General features: G+C 72.0%; 18 protein-coding genes. 14 read left to right on the forward strand and 4 right to left on the reverse strand.

Features of this window, described 5'->3' with window-relative positions:
* Nucleotides 1-137 precede the first annotated feature (137 nt).
* From ACWD01_RS16655 to ACWD01_RS16690, 8 genes are all read left to right on the forward strand, one after another.
* Complete coding sequence (locus ACWD01_RS16655) at nt 138-338, forward strand: hypothetical protein (protein WP_451162345.1); 201 nt, start codon at nt 138-140, stop codon at nt 336-338.
* A 79-nt stretch (nt 339-417) separates the two neighbouring features.
* Nucleotides 418-579, forward strand: coding sequence for a hypothetical protein (locus ACWD01_RS16660; protein WP_451162347.1), 162 nt, complete (start codon nt 418-420; stop codon nt 577-579).
* A 206-nt stretch (nt 580-785) separates the two neighbouring features.
* Complete coding sequence (locus ACWD01_RS16665) at nt 786-2606, forward strand: alpha/beta fold hydrolase (protein ID WP_451162349.1); 1821 nt, start codon at nt 786-788, stop codon at nt 2604-2606.
* A complete protein-coding gene (locus tag ACWD01_RS16670) occupies nt 2603-3211 on the forward strand; it encodes a hypothetical protein (protein WP_451162351.1) in 609 nt (202 codons plus the stop codon). The genes ACWD01_RS16665 and ACWD01_RS16670 overlap by 4 nt, the downstream gene beginning before the upstream one ends.
* A 138-nt stretch (nt 3212-3349) precedes the next feature.
* A complete protein-coding gene (locus tag ACWD01_RS16675; protein ID WP_451162353.1) occupies nt 3350-3511 on the forward strand; it encodes a hypothetical protein in 162 nt (53 codons plus the stop codon).
* Nucleotides 3508-4272: a class I SAM-dependent methyltransferase gene (locus tag ACWD01_RS16680; RefSeq protein WP_451162355.1), complete on the forward strand. Its 765-nt coding sequence runs from the start codon at nt 3508-3510 to the stop codon at nt 4270-4272. Before ACWD01_RS16675 ends, ACWD01_RS16680 begins: the two co-directional genes overlap by 4 nt.
* A complete protein-coding gene (locus ACWD01_RS16685) occupies nt 4269-5969 on the forward strand; it encodes an ABC transporter ATP-binding protein (protein WP_451162357.1) in 1701 nt (566 codons plus the stop codon). Before ACWD01_RS16680 ends, ACWD01_RS16685 begins: the two co-directional genes overlap by 4 nt.
* The gene (locus ACWD01_RS16690; RefSeq protein WP_451162359.1) at nt 5966-7435 is read left to right on the forward strand and encodes a phytoene desaturase family protein; all 1470 of its coding nucleotides are present in this window, start codon (nt 5966-5968) and stop codon (nt 7433-7435) included. The genes ACWD01_RS16685 and ACWD01_RS16690 overlap by 4 nt, the downstream gene beginning before the upstream one ends.
* 187 nt (nt 7436-7622) lie before the next feature.
* Here ACWD01_RS16690 and ACWD01_RS16695 read toward each other — a convergent pair whose 3' ends face one another.
* Both ACWD01_RS16695 and ACWD01_RS16700 read right to left on the reverse strand, forming a co-directional pair.
* The gene (locus ACWD01_RS16695; protein WP_451162361.1) at nt 7623-8693 is read right to left on the reverse strand and encodes a S66 peptidase family protein; all 1071 of its coding nucleotides are present in this window, start codon (nt 8691-8693) and stop codon (nt 7623-7625) included.
* Between the two features lie 121 nt (nt 8694-8814).
* Nucleotides 8815-11373, reverse strand: coding sequence for a polysaccharide lyase family 8 super-sandwich domain-containing protein (locus tag ACWD01_RS16700; protein ID WP_451162363.1), 2559 nt, complete (start codon nt 11371-11373; stop codon nt 8815-8817).
* 144 nt (nt 11374-11517) lie between these two features.
* Between ACWD01_RS16700 and ACWD01_RS16705 the strand changes: the two genes are divergently transcribed.
* The 4 genes from ACWD01_RS16705 (at nt 11518) to ACWD01_RS16720 (ending at nt 14483) form a co-directional block, all read left to right on the forward strand.
* On the forward strand, nt 11518-11745 hold the full coding sequence (locus tag ACWD01_RS16705; protein WP_451162365.1) for a hypothetical protein: 228 nt from the start codon (nt 11518-11520) through the stop codon (nt 11743-11745).
* Nucleotides 11746-11779: 34 nt separating this feature from the next.
* Complete coding sequence (locus ACWD01_RS16710) at nt 11780-12406, forward strand: hypothetical protein (protein ID WP_451162367.1); 627 nt, start codon at nt 11780-11782, stop codon at nt 12404-12406.
* Between the two features lie 191 nt (nt 12407-12597).
* Nucleotides 12598-13107, forward strand: a complete 510-nt coding sequence (locus ACWD01_RS16715; protein ID WP_451162369.1) for a SigE family RNA polymerase sigma factor — start codon at nt 12598-12600, stop codon at nt 13105-13107.
* A gap of 80 nt (nt 13108-13187) precedes the next feature.
* Entirely contained in the window at nt 13188-14483 is a 1296-nt protein-coding gene (locus tag ACWD01_RS16720) for a hypothetical protein (protein ID WP_451162371.1), read from the forward strand.
* Between the two features lie 176 nt (nt 14484-14659).
* Here ACWD01_RS16720 and ACWD01_RS16725 read toward each other — a convergent pair whose 3' ends face one another.
* Together ACWD01_RS16725 and ACWD01_RS16730 are read right to left on the reverse strand one after the other, a co-directional pair.
* Nucleotides 14660-16369 (reverse strand): bifunctional 3'-5' exonuclease/DNA polymerase, encoded by a 1710-nt coding sequence (locus ACWD01_RS16725; protein ID WP_451162373.1) that lies wholly within the window; start codon nt 16367-16369, stop codon nt 14660-14662.
* Between the two features lie 159 nt (nt 16370-16528).
* A complete protein-coding gene (locus ACWD01_RS16730) occupies nt 16529-17089 on the reverse strand; it encodes a sugar O-acetyltransferase (RefSeq protein ID WP_451162375.1) in 561 nt (186 codons plus the stop codon).
* A gap of 108 nt (nt 17090-17197) precedes the next feature.
* Here ACWD01_RS16730 and ACWD01_RS16735 point away from each other — a divergent pair, with 108 nt between their 5' ends.
* Both ACWD01_RS16735 and ACWD01_RS16740 read left to right on the forward strand, forming a co-directional pair.
* Nucleotides 17198-17872, forward strand: a complete 675-nt coding sequence (locus ACWD01_RS16735; protein ID WP_451162377.1) for a lipoprotein — start codon at nt 17198-17200, stop codon at nt 17870-17872.
* A gap of 156 nt (nt 17873-18028) precedes the next feature.
* Nucleotides 18029-19174: a DUF2786 domain-containing protein gene (locus tag ACWD01_RS16740; RefSeq protein ID WP_451162379.1), complete on the forward strand. Its 1146-nt coding sequence runs from the start codon at nt 18029-18031 to the stop codon at nt 19172-19174.
* The last annotated feature ends 9 nt before the right edge of the window (nt 19175-19183 follow it).

Genomic DNA, 19183 nt, shown 5'->3' on the forward strand with positions numbered 1-19183 from the left:
TCCACGTCGTGCATCCAGGCGTACGGGCCTGCTTTCCGACTCGGCTCCCTGACCGCTCCTGGCGGCGGAAGGCCGCTCCGCATCCCCTTCGCGGAGTGGCTGATCACCACTGGAAGCCTTTACGGAAAAGGAATGTCATGACCGAGATCGTTTCCTTCGTCAACGGCCTGGACCTCGGCACCATCGAGGCGGCCGACACCCACACCGACGGGACCCCGGTCCTCGCCACACCGGCCGCCGCGCTCGCAGCCATCGGCGGCGCCAAGGCCGTCGGCGCCTTCGCTGGAGGCGCGACCCTGGTCGGCGGCGCCTACGCCCTCGGCCGCGCCGTCGGCTGACCCGACCCGCAGGTCGATACCCACACCCCTCACCGCCTCAGCGCCACCGCGCTCGGGCGGCGATCCGAAAGGACATCAGATGAACGACGTCACCAACGCCGTGAACGAGATGGAGCTCCCCGAAGAGGGCGTCATCTTCCCCAACGCCACCCCGGTTCTGGCCACACCCGGCGCCTTCCTGGGCGGTGTGGCGATCTCCTCCGCCGTGGTCGGCGCGTTCGAGCTCGGCCGCAACGGCTGACACCCGAACGGCTGTTATCCGCCGGCCCCTGATCGGGGCAGGTGTCCTACGTCTGCCGGGCCAGAGGTGCGTTCTGGCCCGGCAGACCTGCCCGGCCTGGACCCTCCCCTTCGGGGCGCCGCGAAAGGGACTAAGTGAAATTCGCCAAGAAGATTGCCGCCGCGGTATTCAGTCCGGCTCCGGTGAGCCGGGACCGTGCCCTAGGCTTGTCCGAGCGGCTCGCCGCCGTCACCACACTGACGTCGTCCCTCGAATACCTCTCGCAGCGCAAGGAAATACGTAAGGGGGGACTCAACGACTGGAATATCGTCAAGGATGTCCAGGCCGAATCCACCCCGCTCGTGCGCGGGTTGCTGAACATCGTCAGCGGACCGAGGACCACCACCGCCCTGCACATCGCTCGCGCGGCGGTCTCCGCCGGCATGCTGCTGCCCGGCAACTCCCGCTGGCGCGGAGCCGGAAGCGTCTTCCTCGGCGCGACCTCGGCCCTGCTCTACCCGCGCCACCGCTACGGCACCGACGGCTCAGACCAGGTGGCGATTCTGGTGCAGACGGCCACCGGCGCCGCCCGGCTGGTGCCGTCCCCGCCGGCCAAGGACGCCCTGCTCTGGTACGTCGCCCTCCAGGCCAACGTCTCGTATCTGATCTCCGGCTGGGTCAAGCTTCTCGGCGAGCCCTGGCGCGACGCTTCCGCGCTCGGCGGCGTGATGCGCACTCGCACCTACGGTCACCAGGGCATGTTCCAGTGGACCCAGGACCACCCCCGGGCCGCCAGGTACCTCACCCACGGCGTGCTCGCGCTGGAGTGCCTCTTCCCTCTCGCCTACGCCGGCGGCGGCCGTCTGGCCCGCCCCGTCATCGCCAGTGCCGCCGCGTTTCACCTGGCCAACGGCTACTTCATGGGACTCGGCCGGTTCGTGACCGCGTTCACCGCCATGCACCCGATGGTCGCCTACACCTCGGCGCCCAGAGACCACCCCACCGTCGCCGGACGCGACGACCGTGCCTTGCCCGCCGCGCTCACGCTGCTCGCCGGAGCCGCGGTGATCGCCGCCGGTACCGCCGTCCAGCGACGCCTGCGCACCATCGAGGGCTGGCACACCTCCCGTGTGCTGACGACCCGCCACGGCAACGAGCTCCAGTACGAAGTGCTCTCCCACGGCGACGGCGGGCGGCCCGTCATGGTGTTCGCCGCCGGGATGGTCTCCACCAGCGAGCATTTCGCGTGGATCACCGAACGCCTGGCCAAGGAGACCGAGTACGGCGTCATCACCTACGCCCGCGCCGGTTACGCCGGAAGCCGCTACAAGTCCGCCGCTCGCTTCGGTCTCTCGGAGTCCGCCGACGACCTCGTGGACCTCGTGAACGGCGCCGTCGCCGCGCACCGTGAGGTGATCCTCGTCGGCCACTCCCTCGGCGGCGAGATCGCCCGCCGCGCCGCCCAGCAGCTCGGCGACCGCCTGCACGGCATCGTCTACCTCGACTCGTCCCACCCCGACGAGCTCAACCGCTCCAAGCAGCAGAGTGACACCGCCGAGAAGCTGCGCGGCTCCCTCACCCAGATGACCTGGTTCCTGCGCCTTGGCACCGGCATCCTCATGGCCCGCCCGGACTGGATCGAGGCGCTGCCCGTCGCCTATCGCAAGAAGGCCTTCGCCCAATACGCCGATGTGCGGATGTGGGACGCCGGACGCCGCGAATGGGATGCCGTGGAAGCCGACTTCCGGGCATTCTCCGGCGAACTGGAGAAGATCGAGGGGGCGCACGGCCTGGTCGTCTCCGCCCAGCAGACCGTCGACCGCGACCCGGACCAGCTGCTGATGCACACGGAGCTCGCCGAAGCGCACCAGGGAGGGCACACCGACATGCTGGTCGTCGAAGGTGCCGGGCACGACACCGTTCTCACTCAGAGCCGCTTCGCCCACCGGGTCGCCGACCGCATCACCGCGTTCTTCGACGACCTCGCCCACCCCGGCCCGTCCCCCACAGCAGCCGGCCCGTCCACCGACAAGGAGGCTGCCAAGTGACCGCCCCCCGCGCCGTCGTATCAAGCCTGTTCACCGGCAAGGGCGCCGCATGGCGGATCGCCGGGGCCGCCATGCTGGTCAGCACCATCGCCACCCAGCACCCGAATCCCATGTTCAACCGGCTGCAGCTCAAGGACACCTTCTCGGTACTGCCGAACTGGCGGTTCTTCGCGCCGACCCCGGCCATGCACGACTATCACTTCCTCTTCCGCACCCTGGGCACCGACGGCACCACATCACGGTGGCAGGGCATCGATGTGATCGCGGGCCGCAAGCCCTGGCAGATCGCCTGGTTCCCGACCCGCCGCCCGGAGAAGGCCATCTTCGACATGTGCAGCGAGATCCTGCACGTCATCGACAAGGGCTTCGACGTCGTCACCCGTACCTCCGCGTACCGGACGCTCACCGAGTATCTGCGCGCCACCATCGACGGCCAGGGCGACTCGGCCCGAACCGTCAGGGGCTTCCAGTTCGCTTTGGCCCGCGCCACCGGCTACGACAAGAGCCACGACCCCGAGATGGTGTTCGTCTCCCCTTACACCCCTCTCGATCCGCACGCGCCGGCCGTCCACGCGACGCCCGCCAAGACCCAAGTGAGGAGCTGACCATGACCGCTGCCTACGTCGTCGTCGCCATCGGAGCCGTGATCGCCGGAGCCATCGCCTTCGGTGTTCTCAAGAGGTGACCGTGCATGTCCACAGCCGCCCCCCGGAACGCGCGGGGGCGGCGGAAGGGAGAGCGGGATGAACAAGCCCGCACTGGCCGGGTGCCTCATCGCGGCATTCGGCGTGATCGGTTTCCTGGTCGGCACCGGGGTCATCAACGTCGCCGTCGCCGGCGGCGCCGGACTCGCGGTGCTGCTCGCGGCCGGCGTGGAACTGAAGAGGAGGAGGAAGAACCAGTGAACGCGGTCAACGACATCGGCTACGGGCGGCAGTTCGACGGCTGGTACGACCGGCTCTTCCCCAAGGACGAGTCCGCCGCCGTCACCGCGAAGCGGATAGCCTCCCTCCACCCCGACCCCGCTTCCGGCACCGTCGAGTTCGGCGTCGGAACCGGCCGGATCGCGCTGCCGCTCGCCCAGCACATCGGGCGGATCACCGGCATCGACTCCTCCCCCGAGATGCTCGACGGCCTGCGCACCGCCCTCGACGGCGACACCTCCGTCGAACCCGTACACGCCGACATCCGCACCTACACCGCCGACCGCACCGCCGGACTCGTCTACTGCGTCTGCGGCACCCTGTCCATGCTGCTCACCTCCGACGAGCAGCAGCAGGCGATCCAGCGCGCCGCCGACCTGCTCGTCCCCGGCGGCCGCCTCATCGTGGAGACCCACAACAAGCCCGCCATCCTCGCCCTCCACGAAGGGCGCAGCCACGCCACGTACTTCACCCCGTATCCGGAGCCGGGCACCGGACTGCAGACCCACTCCACCCTGCTGCCGGAAGGCGGCCTGTGGCACTGCTCCCACATCTGGTACGAGTCCGACGGCAGCACCCGGGTCGGCACCGAACTGTCCCGGCTCACCCACCCGGACGAGGTCGACGCCTACGCCCGTAACGCCGGTCTGGAACCGGAGAGCCGCACCGCGAGCTGGTACGGCGACCTGTACACCGAACAGTCCCCCATGTTCATCTCCGCCTATGTCAAGGCCGCGGCGTGAACGTCTGGCAGATCGCCCGCAGGCACCGCGCGCTGCTGCTGACCGGAATCGTCCTCGGCGTCGCCGGTGCGACGGCGACTCTGGCCCAGCCCGTGGTCATCGGCGAAATGATCGGGGCCGTCGCGGCGGACCGGTCGCTGACGGGCCCGATCCTGCTGGCTGCCGCGCTGTTCGCCGCCGACGCCGTCCTCGCCGCCGCCCACGCGTACGCCATCGGCCGGGCCGGGGAGAACGTCGTCCACGACATCCGGCACACGCTGGCCGCCCGGCTGCTGCGCTCCCGGCTCCAGTCCTACAACCGCTGGGATCAGGGCGATGTGTTCGCCCGGATGGTCACCGATACCTCGCTGGCCCGTGTCTGCATGACCCAGGCCCTCGCCCAGATCGTCACCAGCGCCTTCATGGTCGTCGGCGGGATCGCGCTGATGGCCTGGCTCGATCCGCTGCTGCTCGCCACCACCCTCGGCTGTCTCGGAGCCGCCAGTGTGATCTCGCTGTTGCTGGCCCGTCAGGTCCGCCGGGTGTCGTTGACCAACCGCGAGGACACCAGCACCTTCGGCTCCGCCCTGATGCGCGTCATGGGCGCCCTGCCGACCGTGAAGGCGTCCCGCGCCGAGGCCCGTGAGACCGAGCACATCACCGGCCTCGCCCAGCGGGCCCGGCGCTCCGGCATCCGCGTCTCCGCCCTCTCGGCGATGCTCACCCCGGCCATGAACGTCGGTACCCAGGTCGCGCTGACCGTCGTCATCGCCTGGGGCATGGCTCGCGTGGCCACCGGCGACTTGGCGCCCGCCGACCTGACATCGTTCATGATGTACCTCTTCTACCTGGTGTCGCCGCTGGTGATGCTGTTCATGTCGATCGCCCAGTTCCAGCAGGGCAGGGCCTCCATCGACCGCATCGCAGAGCTCGGCACCATCGAGCAGGAGGACGGCGGCACCGGCCCCGAGGCGGTCGTCGAAGGGCACGGCCTCACCTTCGAGAAGGTCTCCTTCTCCTACCCCGGAAGCGACGCCGTCGTCCTCGACGAGGTGTCCTTCACAGTCCCCGAACGCGGACTCACCGCCATCGTCGGCCCGTCGGGCGCGGGCAAGAGCACCGTGTTCCAGATCATCGAGCGCCTCTACGAACCGGTGTCCGGTACGGTCCGCATCGGCCGGCGCGACACCGCCCGGATGCCGCTCGACCAGTTGCGCTCCCTCGTCGGCTACGTCGACCAGGACCACACCCTGCTGCGCGGCACCATCCGCGAGAACCTCCTCTACGCCGCCCCGGACGCCGCGGAGCAGGACATGGCCGACGCTCTGCGTATGGCCCATCTCACCGAGGTGATCGCGGCCCTTCCCGACGGCCTGGACACCGAACTCGGCGAGCGCGGTTCCGGCCTCTCCGGTGGCCAGCGCCAGCGGCTGGCCATCGCCCGTACCCTCCTGCAACATCCCAGGATCGTGCTCCTCGACGAGGCCACCGCCCATCTCGACGGAGAGTCGGAGGCGGCACTGCGCGACAGCATCGCCACCATCTCCCGCCGGTGCGCGGTCGTCGTCATCGCCCACCGCTTCTCCACCATCGTCCAGGCAGAGAAGATCATCGTGCTGGACGGGGGCGGGGTGCAGGCCACCGGCACACACGCCGACCTCCACGAGAGCAACAGCCTCTACCGCCGGCTCGCCGAACACCAAGGGGCCGCCGCATGACCCCGGATGCCGCCATCGTCGGCACCGGCCCCAACGGACTCGCCGCGGGAGTCACACTCGCCCGCGCCGGTCTGAAGGTGGAGCTGTACGAGAAGGCCGACACCATCGGCGGCGGGTTGCGCACCGCGCCGCTGTTCGACCGCGATGTGACGCACGACATCTGCTCGGCGGTCCACCCGATGGCCGCCGCCTCCGCGTTCTTCCGCCGGTTCGACCTGGCCGCACGAGGGGTGCGGCTGCTGCAGCCCGACATGCCCTACGCCCACCCGCTGCCCGACGGTACGGCGGCCGCGGCCTGGCGCAGCATCGACCGCACCGCCGACCACCTCGGCACGGACGGACCGCGCTGGATCCGCCTCATGGCCCCCTTGGCCGCCCGCTCCAGTGACGTGGTCGATCTGCTCCTGTCCCCTCAGCGCTCCCTGCCCCGCAGCCCGGCTGCTCCGCTGCTGCTGGCGCCGCGCGTACTGGCCCACGCCACCTCGCGCACGCCGTTGCGCACCGAGCCGGCACGGGCCCTGCTTGCCGGAGTCGCCGCGCACGCGGTGGGCAAGCTCCCCTCGGTGGCCTCGGCGGCGGTAGCCCTGCTGCTGGCCCATGCCGCCCACAGCAGCGGCTGGCCTCTCCCTGAAGGGGGCAGCGTCCGCATCGCCGACGCCATGGCCGCCGACATCACTGCACACGGTGGCGTCATCCACACCGGACACCACATCCGGGACCTGGCCGAACTCAACGGCTTCCCCATCGTCATGCTGGACGTCGGCCCCAAAGGCTTCCTCGCCATGTCCGGCCGGCGGCATCCGCTGCCCGCTCGTTACCGGAGAACCCTGGCGTCCTACACGTACGGCCCAGGGGCAGCAAAGGCCGACTTCCTCGTCAACGGCCCCATCCCCTGGGCCAACCCCCTCGTTGGCGAGGCCGGCACCGTGCACGTGGGCGGGACACGCGCCGACATCTACCGGCAGGAGACCGCCAACGCGGCAGGACACCACGCCGACGCACCCTTCGTCCTCGTCGTCGACCCGGCGGTCACCGACCCGTCCCGTGCCGCAGGAGACAAGAGGCCGGTATGGGCCTACGCCCACGTTCCCCACGGGGACACGCGCGACCCGGTCGACTTGATCCGGCGGCGCATCGAGGGGTACGCACCTGGGTTCACCGACACGATCATCGCCTCTCGCGGTCTCTCGGCCGCCCAGTACGAGGAGTACAACCCCAACTACGTCGGCGGGGACATCGCCGCAGGAGCCATGACCCTGCGCCAGTCACTGGCCCGGCCGACCGCACGCTGGGACCCGTACACCACACCGCTGCCCGGCGTGTACCTGTGCTCGGCATCCACTCCCCCCGGCCCCTCCGTCCACGGCATGTGCGGGTACTTCGCAGCCCTCTCGGCACTCCGCCGCCACCACGGCATACGAACCCCGCCGGACCTGTCCCCGAAGAAGAAGGAGGAGTTCATCTGACGCGTACACGCATCTGAATGACCACGGTAAGCGGCCGCCACTGGCCTGGCGTCAGCCACCACAGTCCCGGCCACCGCCGACGAAAACACGCCAACTCGTACGGTCGAGTCGGCGACCGGGCACCAGACCGCCGCCGCGGAAGGCGAGCGGTTACGCAGGTCTCGGGTCCGAATTCCGCGGGCGCCGTTCAGTGGACGGCCGTTTCCAGCAGGCGGAGTTCGTCTCCGTCCAGCTCGGCCGGGACGCCGAGCGGGAGGGTGAGGATCGGGTCGGTGTGGCCGAACTCGAACTCCGTCACGATCGGGAAGTCCAGCCCGTGGCAGACGTCGAGGAGCACGCGGTCCAGCTGGGCCCGCTGGTCGGGGGTCCAGAGCCGGGGGCGACCGAGGGCGAGTCCGGCCGCCCGGTCGAGGAGGCCCGCGTGGCGCAGTTGCCACAGGTCCCGGGCCGCGTGGTCGGGGCCGTAGCCGTCGTCGTTGGCGAACTCGAGCGCCAGTACGTGGCCGGACCAGTCGGGCAGCCAGGGCGTGCCGAGCAGTTGGAGGACGCTGGGGATGCAGCCGGGCAGCAGCGGGCCCTGCGCCGTGCCGGGCCGCAGGACCGTCCGGGGCGGGGCCGTTTCCGCGACCCGGGGGCGGTCGTCGCCCGCCCAGTCGACGAACTCGTCGAGGACGTCGGCGGTGCGCGGGTACGTTCCGCTCCAGCCGCGCATCGTGACGTCGGTGAACGAGCGGAAGGTGTACTCCGGGGTCCCGCCGCTCTCGGCGAACTCCGAGAGCACCGCCGGGCCGTAGAAGCTGGTCACGCCCGTGCGGGCGTACAGCGCGTGGTGCAGCACGGTGGCGTCGGAGTAGCCGCACAGGACCTTGGGGTGCGCCGCGAACGCGTCGTAGTCGATCAGATCGAGGAGTTCCGCGGCGGTGATGCCGCCGATCATCCACAGGACGCCCTTGACGTCCGGGTTCCTGAGCGCCGCGTTGAACTCCTCCGCACGGGCCCGCCGCGACCCGGGTTCGTGTCCGGGCACGGGCGTGGCCTGGAGCACCTGCAGCCCGGACCGGTTGGAGAGGTCCTTCAGCCCGCGCGCGGCGCGCTCGGGGAAGACCTCCGCCCCCTGCCACGACGGGGACACGACGGTGACCAGGTCGCCCTGCTCCAGGCGCGGTGGGCGCAGCCGTGCCTGCCGCAGGGATTGCTCCGCCGGGAGGCCCGGTCGGCCGGCGGGTGCCGGCGCGCGACCGGTGGTGGGCTCCGTCATGTTCTTTCCTTCCGTCCTGCTGCGCCGTCCTGCCCCAGGGTGCGTCAGCCGCCCCTGTATTCTCCGTGGCCCCTGATCTCCGAGTCGCGGGAGGGGCGGTCCGGCCGCACGCCGGAACGAGTCAGGTCCGCCGACGCAGCGTCGCCGTGAAGGTGCGGCCGTACGCGTGGTGGGTCGTGACGTCCAGGCGGGTGCCGCCGGGGACGCGGCGGACGTGGACGGCGTCGTCGGCGGAGACGGGGCGCAGGGCCCGGCCGTGGAGGGTGAGGGAGACCGTGCGGCGCGTCGTCGTCGGGTCGGACACCGCGATCGAGACGGTGCCGTCGGCCGCCGTGCGGAGCAGTACGGACGCCGGGCCGTCGATCGCGAGGCGCTCCGCGTGGTGGACACCGGGGGCGAAGGTGTTGGCGGCGACGATGCCGAGGCCGGTGTGCTTGACCGCCTGGAGGCGGACGGTGTTGGCCAGCACGGAGAGCGGGCCGCGGGTGTAGGACGCCAACTGCCGGGCGGAGGCGTTCGGTACGAGGGCGTGCGCCATGGCGGCGGGCCCGGAGCCGGCGTCCTGTTCGTAGGAGAGCGTGAAGACCTGTTTGGTGACGGCCGTGTCCGGGTTGGACAGCCGGACGGCGCGGCGGCTGCGGGTGACCGTGCCGAGCGCGGCGGTCGGCGCGGGGCCGGACAGGAAGACGTATCCGACCGCGGTGCCCTGCTCGGCGTCGGCGTAGCGCAGCCAGGCCGGCGGGGCGGTGCCCGGGCCCTGCCAGGGCGTCATGTCGTGGAGTCCGCCGGTGAGGGTGACCGGGGCGGTGGGGGCCGCGATGCGGCTGTCGACCGTGGTGGTCACCGCCCGGCCCGCCCCGCCGGACACACCGGCGGCGAGGACGACGATCTCGTCGTCGAGCATGAACCAGGACTTCGTCGCGCGGGCGGCCCGGTAGGCGACGAAGTCACCGGGGAGCTCGCCCGCCTGCTGCGCCGCGTACGCGGCGTCGTCGGACACGACGAGCCCGGCCGCCCCGTACGCGCCGAGCCGGGCGCCGCCGGAGTACGGGTCGGTGCCGCGCGGGAAGTAGACGTAGGCGTTCTGAGACTCGGACGATGACGTGAAGCCGCGGTCCGGATTGTCGTACCAGAGCGTGCCGTACAGCTCGGGGACGGAGCGGCGGTCCTCCACCGGGGCGGTGACGCCGGCCAGCCGGTACGGCGGGACGGCGGTGAAGTAGTCGACACCGAACGCCTTGCGCTGGTCCTGGCCGGCGAGGTAGAGGTAGTGGGCGCCGTCGCCCTGGAACCACGGCAGCAGGTTCTCGCCGTTCATGTACTCGTACTTGCTGATCCGGTCCGAACTGCGGGCCAGCGCGAAGGCGTAGCCCGGCCGCCGGTGGACGGTTCTGTCCATCGCGTTGAACGCGGTGTGGGAGGCGTCGGGCACGAGGTCCTTCGCAGGGACCGGCGAGTCGAGGATCCCGGCGTAGCGGGCGATGCTGACCGGAGAGGTGAAGGTGAGCGGGTCGAGGCCCGCCCGCGAGGTCTGCCGGACGTACTTGACGTAACCGGCGAGGGCCTCGGCGTCGCTGCCGGCGGCGTACCCGGAGATGTCGACGACGGCCTCCACCACGGCGGCGACGTCCGCGTACCCGGTGCCGGTACGGGAGACGGCGCGGCCCTTGACGATCTCCATCATCCAGCCCTCGAAGATCAGCGGGGCGAAGCCGTCGGCCACCCAGCCCTGCACGACGCCGACCAGGTCGGCGACGGGCACATAGGCCGTGCCGTCGAGGATCTTCACGGTCTGGACGATGCGCGTGAGCAGGCCCTTGCCGTACGAGCCGGTGTAGGCGACGGACGCGTGCTGAACAAAGGAGCCGTCGGCGTAGAAGCCGTCGGTGACGCCGTGGCGCAGGTCGTACGGGTCGATCCGCGCGAAGACGGTGAGCTGGTCGGCGACGGCCTTCCGGACCCGGGCGTCGTCACCGAGGACGGCGCCCTGGAGAATCCGGTTGGTCGTGATGTCGGCGAGGTTGGCGCCGGTGTGGAAGCGCGAGTCGAGGTCGACGTCGCCGTCCTTGCCGTTGCGGAGGTACCCGTCCATGGAGGCGACGCAGGCGGCGGTCAGATCGGGCCGGTACGCGGCGAGTTCGTCGCGGAGGAGGACGAGGGTCCGGGTCAGCCGGGTGGAGATGCCGATCTCCCAGTGGAACCAGTTGCCGTAGTACCCCGCCGCCCCGTCGCCGTAGTACTCGGCGTGGAGGTACGCCAGGCCGTCGACGACCTGCCGCTGCACCGCTCGGTCGTCGCGCAGTTCCGCGCCGGCGGAGCCGGGGAGACGGGTGGCGAGCGCGATCTCGTACAGATACTGGAACGACCTGCTGAGGTTGGCCTCGTCGGTGCCCAGCGGGACGCCCTTGAAGAGCTCGCCCGGTCCGGCGCCGTCCATCGCGGCGAGCCGGGACCGGGCCGTGCGGACGACGGACGCGAGCTTCGGGGCCACCTCGGGGTGCGCGTTGGCCTCGGTGGTGCCGGCGAGGACGGCGACCGTGTTGCGGAGCACAGTGGCGTGGTCGGCGGCCGGCCCGGCGGGTCGGGACCGGGGCGCGGCCGCGGCGCGCAGGGGCTCTGCCACGGCAAGCAGTGTCGCGGCGGGGATCACGGACAGCACGGAACGACGCGAGAACTCCACCTGAACGCTCCAAGGTTCGGCCGGAAAGCGCTTGCGGTCCAGCCAGCCAAGCAACGGTCCTCCGACGTGTCAACGGCCCGGGCAGCGGCGACCGAGCCGGTACGGGACTGGCCCCGGGCGCGGTCCGGGGCGCACGCTGGTGGCATGGCCGGAAGCCCGCCGATCGTCGTCCACCGGATCTCGCCCTCGGGCGGGCGGCGGGTGACCGTGCGCGGGCGGATCATGGGGCTCGCGCACTCCGACGACGAGGTGCTGGAACTGGCCGGCCGGGCGGGGGAGACACCGGCCGAGGCGTGGCGGCTCGAGGACCCCACGTGGGTCGAGTGGACGGGTGGGCCGCATCAGTACCAGCCGTTGAAACTGTTGCCCTGAGCGGCGGGCGAGCCGGAGGCCGGAAGGCGGGGGTATGGGGTTCAACAATTTCGCACGCAAGGTCCGGGACACCTCGTTGCCCTACGGGCACCGGGTCGTGTCCCTGCGTTCGTGCGTCCAGCTGTACCGGCCGATCGGTTTCGAAGCGACGGTCGGCTATCTGGAGGCCACCTCGGGCCCCTTCCGTGAGGACGAGATGTCGCTGCTGCGCGCCCTCGACGTGATCGGAGCGAGCCGGGCGCTGTGGCAGGCGGACGTCCGTGGCTATGCGGTCCTGCGGGCCGAGGCCAAGCGGCGGGGCCGGCGTGTGCCGCGGCCGGCCGAGGGGAATCCGCTCCGGCCTGCCTTCTGGTACGGCGCCCGGCGGGAGGCCGCGCTGTACGCGCTGGCCCACTGGCTCGGGCGCGGAAGAGAGGGGCCCTGCGACGACGAGCTCGGCCGCGCCGTCGCCCGGCTGGCCGCGGTCTGCGTCGCCACGGGTGGCGCCCTCGGAGAGCGCGAGTGGGACACTCTCGGCGCGTGTGCGGCGGAGTTGGAGCGGCGCGTGACCCCACGGGCGTGGCAGGACGCGCGAGCCGGGTACTACGAGACGCGGGAACTGCGCTTCGTCGTGCATCTGATGAGAACGGCGGCACCCGACGCAGTCTTTGCGCGGACCTGAGCGGGGAGCTGGGCGCGGACCTGAGCGGGCAGCTGGGCGCGTGGTCCGGCGCAGCAGCCCACCGGGGTGACGGGACGGAATGCCCGGGGCCGGTGAGCCGGCTCGCGAAGTCGGTTGAAACATTACGGGGACGCCGCCGCGTCAATGAGGTGAAGGGGTCGTCGGTACGCACGGGGGAGAGTGGACAAGGGATGAGAGCGTCCCGAATCGAGGAGTACCGAGAGTTCGCGGCCAACCGAGCCGCGCACCTCTATCGTTCCGCCTGCCTCCTGACCAGCGGGGACACCCACCTCGCGGAGGACCTGGTGCAGGAAACGCTCGGCAAGATGTACATGCTGTGGGGCCGTGTCTCCCGGCTCGACAATCCCGCGGGCTACGCCCAGACCGTGCTCGTCCGCGCGTTCCTCACCCACCGGCGACGGCGCTCCGCCTCCGAACGGCCCGTCGGCGAACTGCCCGACTCCGCACTGCTCTCCGGCGACGACCCGGAGCTGCGCCTCGCGCTTCTCGGAGCGCTCGACCGGCTCTCGCCGAAGGACCGGGCGGTCGTCGTGCTGCGGTACTGGGAGGACCGCAGCATCGAGGAGACCGCCGACGCGATGAACGTCAGCTCGGCCGCCGTACGCACCAGATCCGTACGCGCACTCACCAAACTCCGCGAGCAACTGGGCGGCAGCCTGGTCGAGTTCGCGGCTCGCTAGCGCACGCACCTGCCTTACCGCGGCCCCTGGGCGGGCCCGGACACTTCATTCCGTATGACGACCAGAGAGTGTGGTTCCCCATGCCTTTTGAGGACGAGCTCGGTGAGGCGATGCGCCGTACCGGGGACACCTTCCGGCCCTCCGACCGGCCGGGACTCGTGGACGGCGGACTGACCCGCGGCCGCCGCCGGCTTGCCCGTCGACGGGTGGCAGCCATGACCGGCAGTGTCCTGGCGCTGGCCGTGGTCACCGTGGCCGGCGGCTACGCGACCGGCTCGCTCGGCGCGGGCGACGACAAGGCGTCGGCCGCGGCCGCGTCTCCTGCGGCACCGACGGCCCCGGCCGCTCCGGAGACCGCTGCCACTCCGACGGCTCCGGCCAAGTCGACGGCCCCCGGCTCGGTCGAGACCGGCGGTGTCACCAAGGAACAGGTGATCGAGACGTTGAAGGGCCTGCTTCCCGAAGGGAAGACGACCCAGGAGAACGGCCGGGGCATCTCCGACGGTCCTCCGCAGGCCTATGCCTCCCTGGTGTTCGACGACGGCAGGGGCGCGGCGGCGATCGGCCTCGGCGTCAATGTCGTCGACCCGGCGGGGAAGAGCGCCGCCGACTTTGTGACCTGTCCGTCGCAGGCGCTGGTGCAGCACGACGACTGCAAGGAGGAGACGCTGTCCGACGGTTCCCGGTACATGCTGTTCCAGGGCTACGAGTACCCGGACCGGCGTGCGGACACCAAGGTGTGGCGGGCCACCCTCATCACACCCAAGGGCGTGATGGTCGACGCCAGCGAGTGGAACGCGCCCGCGGAGAAGGGCGCGGCGGTCAGCCGGTCGGCCCCGCCTCTGACGGCGGCGCAGATGAAGGCCCTGGTCACCGCCGAGGCGTGGCGCACGATCGGTGCGCAGTTCGGCGAACCCCGCAAGGAGGCGGCCCAGCCCGGGGAGTCCACCGGAGTCCCGGTGAACAAGGTCCTCATCCCCCTGCTCCCCAAGGGCCTGAAGGTCGTCGACCAGCAGGGCGATCCCGGCTACGGGTTCGTCGTCGCCGACGACGGCCAGGGCGCGAGCTTCATCCAGGTCAACGTCCAGAACGGTATGAAGGACCTGCTGAAGGACCACTTCACCGGCGATGTGACGACGCTCACCGACGGCACCAAGGTCCTGGTGAAGAAGGAGAACGATCCGGATCAGAAGGGCGGCGAGGGCACCGTCGGCTGGACGGTGGACACCCTGCACCCCGACGGCTTCCGGGTCGTGATGATGGCCTTCAACGCACCGGGCCAGGGCCAGGACGCCAGCCGCGCGGAGCCGGTGCTGACGATCGAGCAGATGAAGACCATCGTCCTCGACGAGAAGTGGCGCGCGGCAGCCGAGTGACCTGCCGGCCGGGGCTGCCGGCTGTCCGACGGCCCCGGCCGGATGACCGGGCCGCGTGCGCCCCGAATGACCGGCGCCCCGACGACCCGGGCCCGGCGACCCCCGCCCGGTCCGCCGGCCACGGACACCCCGCGGCCTGACGGCCGCACCGCCGGCCACGCCCCCCGCCGGGTGGCTCACTTCGCGTCCGAGTAGCGCTCCACCACCGCGATCGTGAACGGAAACCGCACCGGCGTCTCCCCGAAGGCGATCCGCCCGGCCAGCTCACCGGCCGCGCGGATCGCCTTCGCCACGTCCTCGGTCTCCTCGGCGGGGCAGTGCACGATCACCTCGTCGTGCTGGAAGAACACCAGCTCCGCCCGCATCTCCGCCGTCGCCTGCCGCAGCGCCGCCAGCATCAGCAGCGCCCAGTCGGCGGCGCTGCCCTGCACCACGAAGTTCCGGGTGAAACGGCCGCGGGCCCGCGCGTTCGCCGACGCGTAGCCAGGCGTGAAGCCGTGCACCGCGGCCGTTTCCAGAGGCTCCGAGGGCTCAGTCGGCTCGGCGGGCTCCTGGGGGATGCCGGCCTCCTCGTCGTCCCCCGAGCCCACGGCCCGGGGGCTGGTGCGCCCCAGCCAGGTCCGTACGAGCCTGCCCTCCTCGCCCGCCTTGGCCGCGTCGTCCACATAGGCCACCGCGCGGGGGAACCTGCGGCGGAGCGCCGCCAGGTTCTTCAGGCCGTCGCCCGACGTCTGGCCGTAGACGGCGCCGAGCAGCGCCAGCTTGGCGTGGGCGCGGTCGCCGGAGAAGGCGCGGTCCGACAGGGCGGTGTAGAGGTCGCCGTCGTGGCCCGCGACCTCCATCAGCCCGTGGTCCCGTGAGATCGCGGCGAGCACCCGCGGCTCCATCTGGTCGGCGTCGGCCACGACGAGACGCCAGCCCTCGTCCGCGACGACGGCACGCCGGATCACCTTGGGGATCTGGAGCGCCCCGCCGCCGTTGGTCGTCCAGCGGCCGGAGACCGTCCCGCCCGGCAGGTACTCGGGCCGGAAGCGGCCGTCCCGCACCCAGCCCTGCAGCCAGCCCCAGCCGTGCGCGGTCCAGATCCGGTACAGCTGCTTGTACCGGATCAGCGGTTCGACGGCCGGGTGGTCGATCTGCTCGAGCTCCCAGCGCCGGGTCGAGCGCACCTTGACCCCGGCCTGGGCGAACGCCTTGACGACGTCCGCCGGCAGGTCCGGCCGCACCCGCCGGCCGAAGGCGGCCGACACCTCGCCCGCGAGTTCCGCCAGCCGCCGTGGCTCGCCGCCGCCCGCGTACCGCTCGCCGAGCAGTTCGTGCAGCACCTCGCGGTGCACATCGGCGCGCCAGGGCAGTCCGGCGCGCGTCATTTCGGCGGCCACCAGCATCCCCGCGGACTCGGCGGCCGTCAGCAGCCGCATCCGTTCCGGGTGCTCGGCGGCCGCGTGTCTTCGCTGCTGCCCGGCGTAGACCTCGAGCAGCGCCTCCAGCGGCACGGTGACCGACTGCGGCTCGAACAGGGAGGGCTGGGCTCCGGGTTCGGCGGCACGCGCGGGCGGGTCGGGCGGTACGGGAGCGTTGTGCAGGCGCGCCCAGGCGGCCGCCGCCGAGCGGGGCTCACCGAGTCGCCCCTCATGGCCGAGGAGCAGCAGCTCGGCGGCCTCGATGTCGTAGCACCGCTCGACGCGGACGCCGGCGGCCAGCAGCCGGGGAAAGACCTCCGCGGTGGACCGCCACACCCACCGGTCGACCTCCGGCCGGGACCGGACCGCCTCGACCAGGTCGGGCTCGTCCAGGACCGGCCCCGCGGGCAGGCCGTCGGGGCCGAGGGGGACGAGCCGAGCCGCTCCCCCTTCGGCCGCCGCCAGAGCCCACCGTCCGCTCATGGATCCGAGTGTGGCAGCAGGGTGTGACAACGGCCCCGCGGCGGCCCCGTAACGCACCGGCCACGGCCCTCCGGCGCCCGTCCGGCGGTCCAGAGGCCGGCCCCACGACCGTCCGGTGGGTCCAGAGGCCGGCCCCACGACGTCCGGCCGCCCCGCACATCACGGGTCGAGGCTCCGCACGACACGGGCCGGGTTCCCGACGGCGAGCACCCCGGCCGGCAGGTCCCTGACGACCACTGACCCCGCGCCCACGACCGTGTTCTCGCCGATGGTGACGCCGGGGCAGACGATGACACCGCCGCCGAGCCATACGTTGTCCCCGATCGTGATCGGGGACGCCCTCTCCCAGCCCGCGCGGCGGCGCTCCGTGTCCATGTCGTGGGCCGGTGTGAGGAGTTGGACGCCGGGCCCGATCTGCACGTCGGACCCGACGGTGATGGGAGCGGCGTCCAGGAAGACCGCGTTGAAGTTGATGAACGTGCGGTCCCCGATGGCGATGTAGCGCCCGTAGTCGCAGTGGAACGGCGGTCGGATGCGCACGTCCTCGCCGAGTGAGCCGATCAGTTCGCCGAGCATCGCCGTCCGCTCGGCGGGGTCGGCGCCGCTGTACGTGTTGTAGGCGGCGCAGAGCCGGGCGCGGCGCAGCGTGTCCGCGCCCAGCTCCTCGTCGTCCGGCAGATACCAGTCGCCCGCCAGCATCCGGTCCTTGTTCTCACCCATCGGTCGGCCCCTCCTCGACACCCGCTCCGTAGGATCGATCCTGCTACGCCGCCGACGACGGTGGCGGGTTCATGGACAGGGTGGGGACGTTCGGTGGTACGCGGTGCGATGCGGAGACAGGTGCGGGGCGCGGCTCTCGGGGCGGTGGTGGTGCTGGCCATGGGGGCGGTGACCGGCTGTTCACTGGAGACCAAGGCGCCGCCGTCGAAGAAGGCAGATGGATCGCCGGTCCCGCAGGAGGAGACGGCCGCGACGGACCGGGCGGCGGCGAAGGACAAGGAGCCGGCCGTGGGCGGTCCGGTCGGCGCCGCCGGTTCGGCGTGCCCCATGCCGGTCACGTTCGAACTCGCGGAGCACTGGAAGCCGGAGGCCGTCGAGGCTCCCGAGGACGGGGAGTTCGCCGAGCTCTCCGTACGGGGCCCGGTCTCGCTCGTGTGCGAGATCGACGCGAAGCCCGCGGGGAACATCGGCTTCATGCGGGTGTGGGTGGGGGCCGGCGCAGGCGGCGACACCCGCAAGGCGCTGGAGGCGTTCGTCAGGGCGGGGGGCGACAACCACACCAAGGAGGCGTACACGGCGACCAAGGCCGGCTCGTACGAAGCGACCGAAGTCACGTACGTCAACACCAGTGTGCTGCTGGACGAACCCAAGAAGGAGCGGGCCTTCGCCGTGGCCACACCGAAGGGCGTGGTGGTCGTCGACCTGGGCGGGCTGGACTCCGAGGAGCACGAGGAGATGCTCCCGGCGTACGAACTGGCCAAGAAGACCGTACGCGGCTCCTGACCGGGAGGCTGCGATCCGGGAGGCTGCGGCCCCGGAGGCGGACGGTCGTCCGAACCGGTTCGCTGTCCACAGGCTGTGGACAAGTGCTCGCGGCCGCCGGGCGTGGGTGCCCCGCCCCGAGGCGGTGTCCGCCGCGCCCGTGCGACCATCCGAGGTATGAGTACGGTCGAGAAAGCGCTGGCAGCGGCGCTGTACGCGGAGAGCGACGAGGCGCTCGACACCGGTGCGTCCCTGCTTGCCGCCGACCCGGCCGCCGACGCCGAGCTCGACCGGCGCGGCGAGGAGTTCGTCCGGCGGGCCTGGGAGCGCGGCTGGCAGCCCGCCGACGTCCTGCGGCTGGTCCGCCGCGATCTCGGCGAGGCGCACGAGCTCCTCGCCGCCGCTCTGATCACGGCGGAGACGAAGCGCTACGGCGCCCGTCTGGCGCCCCGCTTCCGGGCACAGCTCGCCGAACCTGCGGCCCTGCGGTCGCCGTGGTCGGACCGCTTCTCGCGGGCCACGGCCCTGCTGGAGCTCTACCGTCTGCTCGCCCGCCTCCCCGCGATCGAACCGGTCGGCCCGGTCCCCGGCGAGCCCCTGTCCGCGGTGCGCGCGGCACCGCACGAGCCGCGCATGCTCGGCCGTATCCGGGCGCTGCTGGTGAAGGCGGAGGCCACTGGTTTCCCGGAAGAGGCCGAGGCGCTGACCGCCAAGGCGCAGGAACTCATGGCGCGCCACAGCGTCGACGAGGCCCTGCTGTCGGCCCGTACGCACAGCCCGGACGCCCCGTCGGCGTGCCGGATCGGCGTGGAGGCCCCGTACGAGACGGCGAAGGCGGTCCTGCTCGACGCGGTGGCCGGCGCGAACCGCTGCCGCGCGGTGTGGAACAGCTCCTTCGGCTTCTCGACCGTCGTCGGCTTCGAGAGCGACCTCGAGTCGGTCGAGCTCCTCCACACCTCGCTGCTCGTCCAGGGCGCGACCGCCCTGGCCACGGCGGAGTCGGCGCAGCGCGCGGGGGGCCGCAGGCGTACGAAGACCTTCCGGCAGTCGTTCTGGACGGCGTACGCGAGCCGGCTGGGCGAGCACCTGGCCGCGGTGGCCGACGAGGTGGTCACGGCGGACCTGCTGCCGGTCCTTGCCTCGCGGGACGTGGCCGTGACCGCTCACACCGACCGGATGTTCCCCGAGACCACCACCACGCGCGTGCGCGGCGTGACCGACCTCGACGGCTGGCACGACGGCCTGGCCGCGGCCGACCGGGCCGAGCGCCGGGGGTCCGCCCCGTCGGCGGGCGGTGTGGCGCGGCGGCGGCCCAGGCGTTAGCGCGGGCGG

It is taken from the genome of Streptomyces sp. NPDC002835 (assembly GCF_053591995.1).

What these genes read in the sequence shown, in the direction of transcription:
- ACWD01_RS16725 (WP_451162373.1), bottom strand. Translation starts at nt 16,369, where the DNA reads ATGAGCGGACGGTGGGCTCTGGCGGCGGCCGAAGGGGGAGCGGCTCGG.
- ACWD01_RS16675 (WP_451162353.1), top strand. Translation starts at nt 3,350, where the DNA reads ATGAACAAGCCCGCACTGGCCGGGTGCCTCATCGCGGCATTCGGCGTG.
- ACWD01_RS16690 (WP_451162359.1), top strand. Translation starts at nt 5,966, where the DNA reads ATGACCCCGGATGCCGCCATCGTCGGCACCGGCCCCAACGGACTCGCC.
- ACWD01_RS16695 (WP_451162361.1), bottom strand. Translation starts at nt 8,693, where the DNA reads ATGACGGAGCCCACCACCGGTCGCGCGCCGGCACCCGCCGGCCGACCG.
- ACWD01_RS16710 (WP_451162367.1), top strand. Translation starts at nt 11,780, where the DNA reads ATGGGGTTCAACAATTTCGCACGCAAGGTCCGGGACACCTCGTTGCCC.
- ACWD01_RS16705 (WP_451162365.1), top strand. Translation starts at nt 11,518, where the DNA reads ATGGCCGGAAGCCCGCCGATCGTCGTCCACCGGATCTCGCCCTCGGGC.
- ACWD01_RS16735 (WP_451162377.1), top strand. Translation starts at nt 17,198, where the DNA reads ATGCGGAGACAGGTGCGGGGCGCGGCTCTCGGGGCGGTGGTGGTGCTG.
- ACWD01_RS16655 (WP_451162345.1), top strand. Translation starts at nt 138, where the DNA reads ATGACCGAGATCGTTTCCTTCGTCAACGGCCTGGACCTCGGCACCATC.
- ACWD01_RS16730 (WP_451162375.1), bottom strand. Translation starts at nt 17,089, where the DNA reads ATGGGTGAGAACAAGGACCGGATGCTGGCGGGCGACTGGTATCTGCCG.
- ACWD01_RS16715 (WP_451162369.1), top strand. Translation starts at nt 12,598, where the DNA reads ATGAGAGCGTCCCGAATCGAGGAGTACCGAGAGTTCGCGGCCAACCGA.
- ACWD01_RS16720 (WP_451162371.1), top strand. Translation starts at nt 13,188, where the DNA reads ATGCCTTTTGAGGACGAGCTCGGTGAGGCGATGCGCCGTACCGGGGAC.
- ACWD01_RS16660 (WP_451162347.1), top strand. Translation starts at nt 418, where the DNA reads ATGAACGACGTCACCAACGCCGTGAACGAGATGGAGCTCCCCGAAGAG.
- ACWD01_RS16740 (WP_451162379.1), top strand. Translation starts at nt 18,029, where the DNA reads ATGAGTACGGTCGAGAAAGCGCTGGCAGCGGCGCTGTACGCGGAGAGC.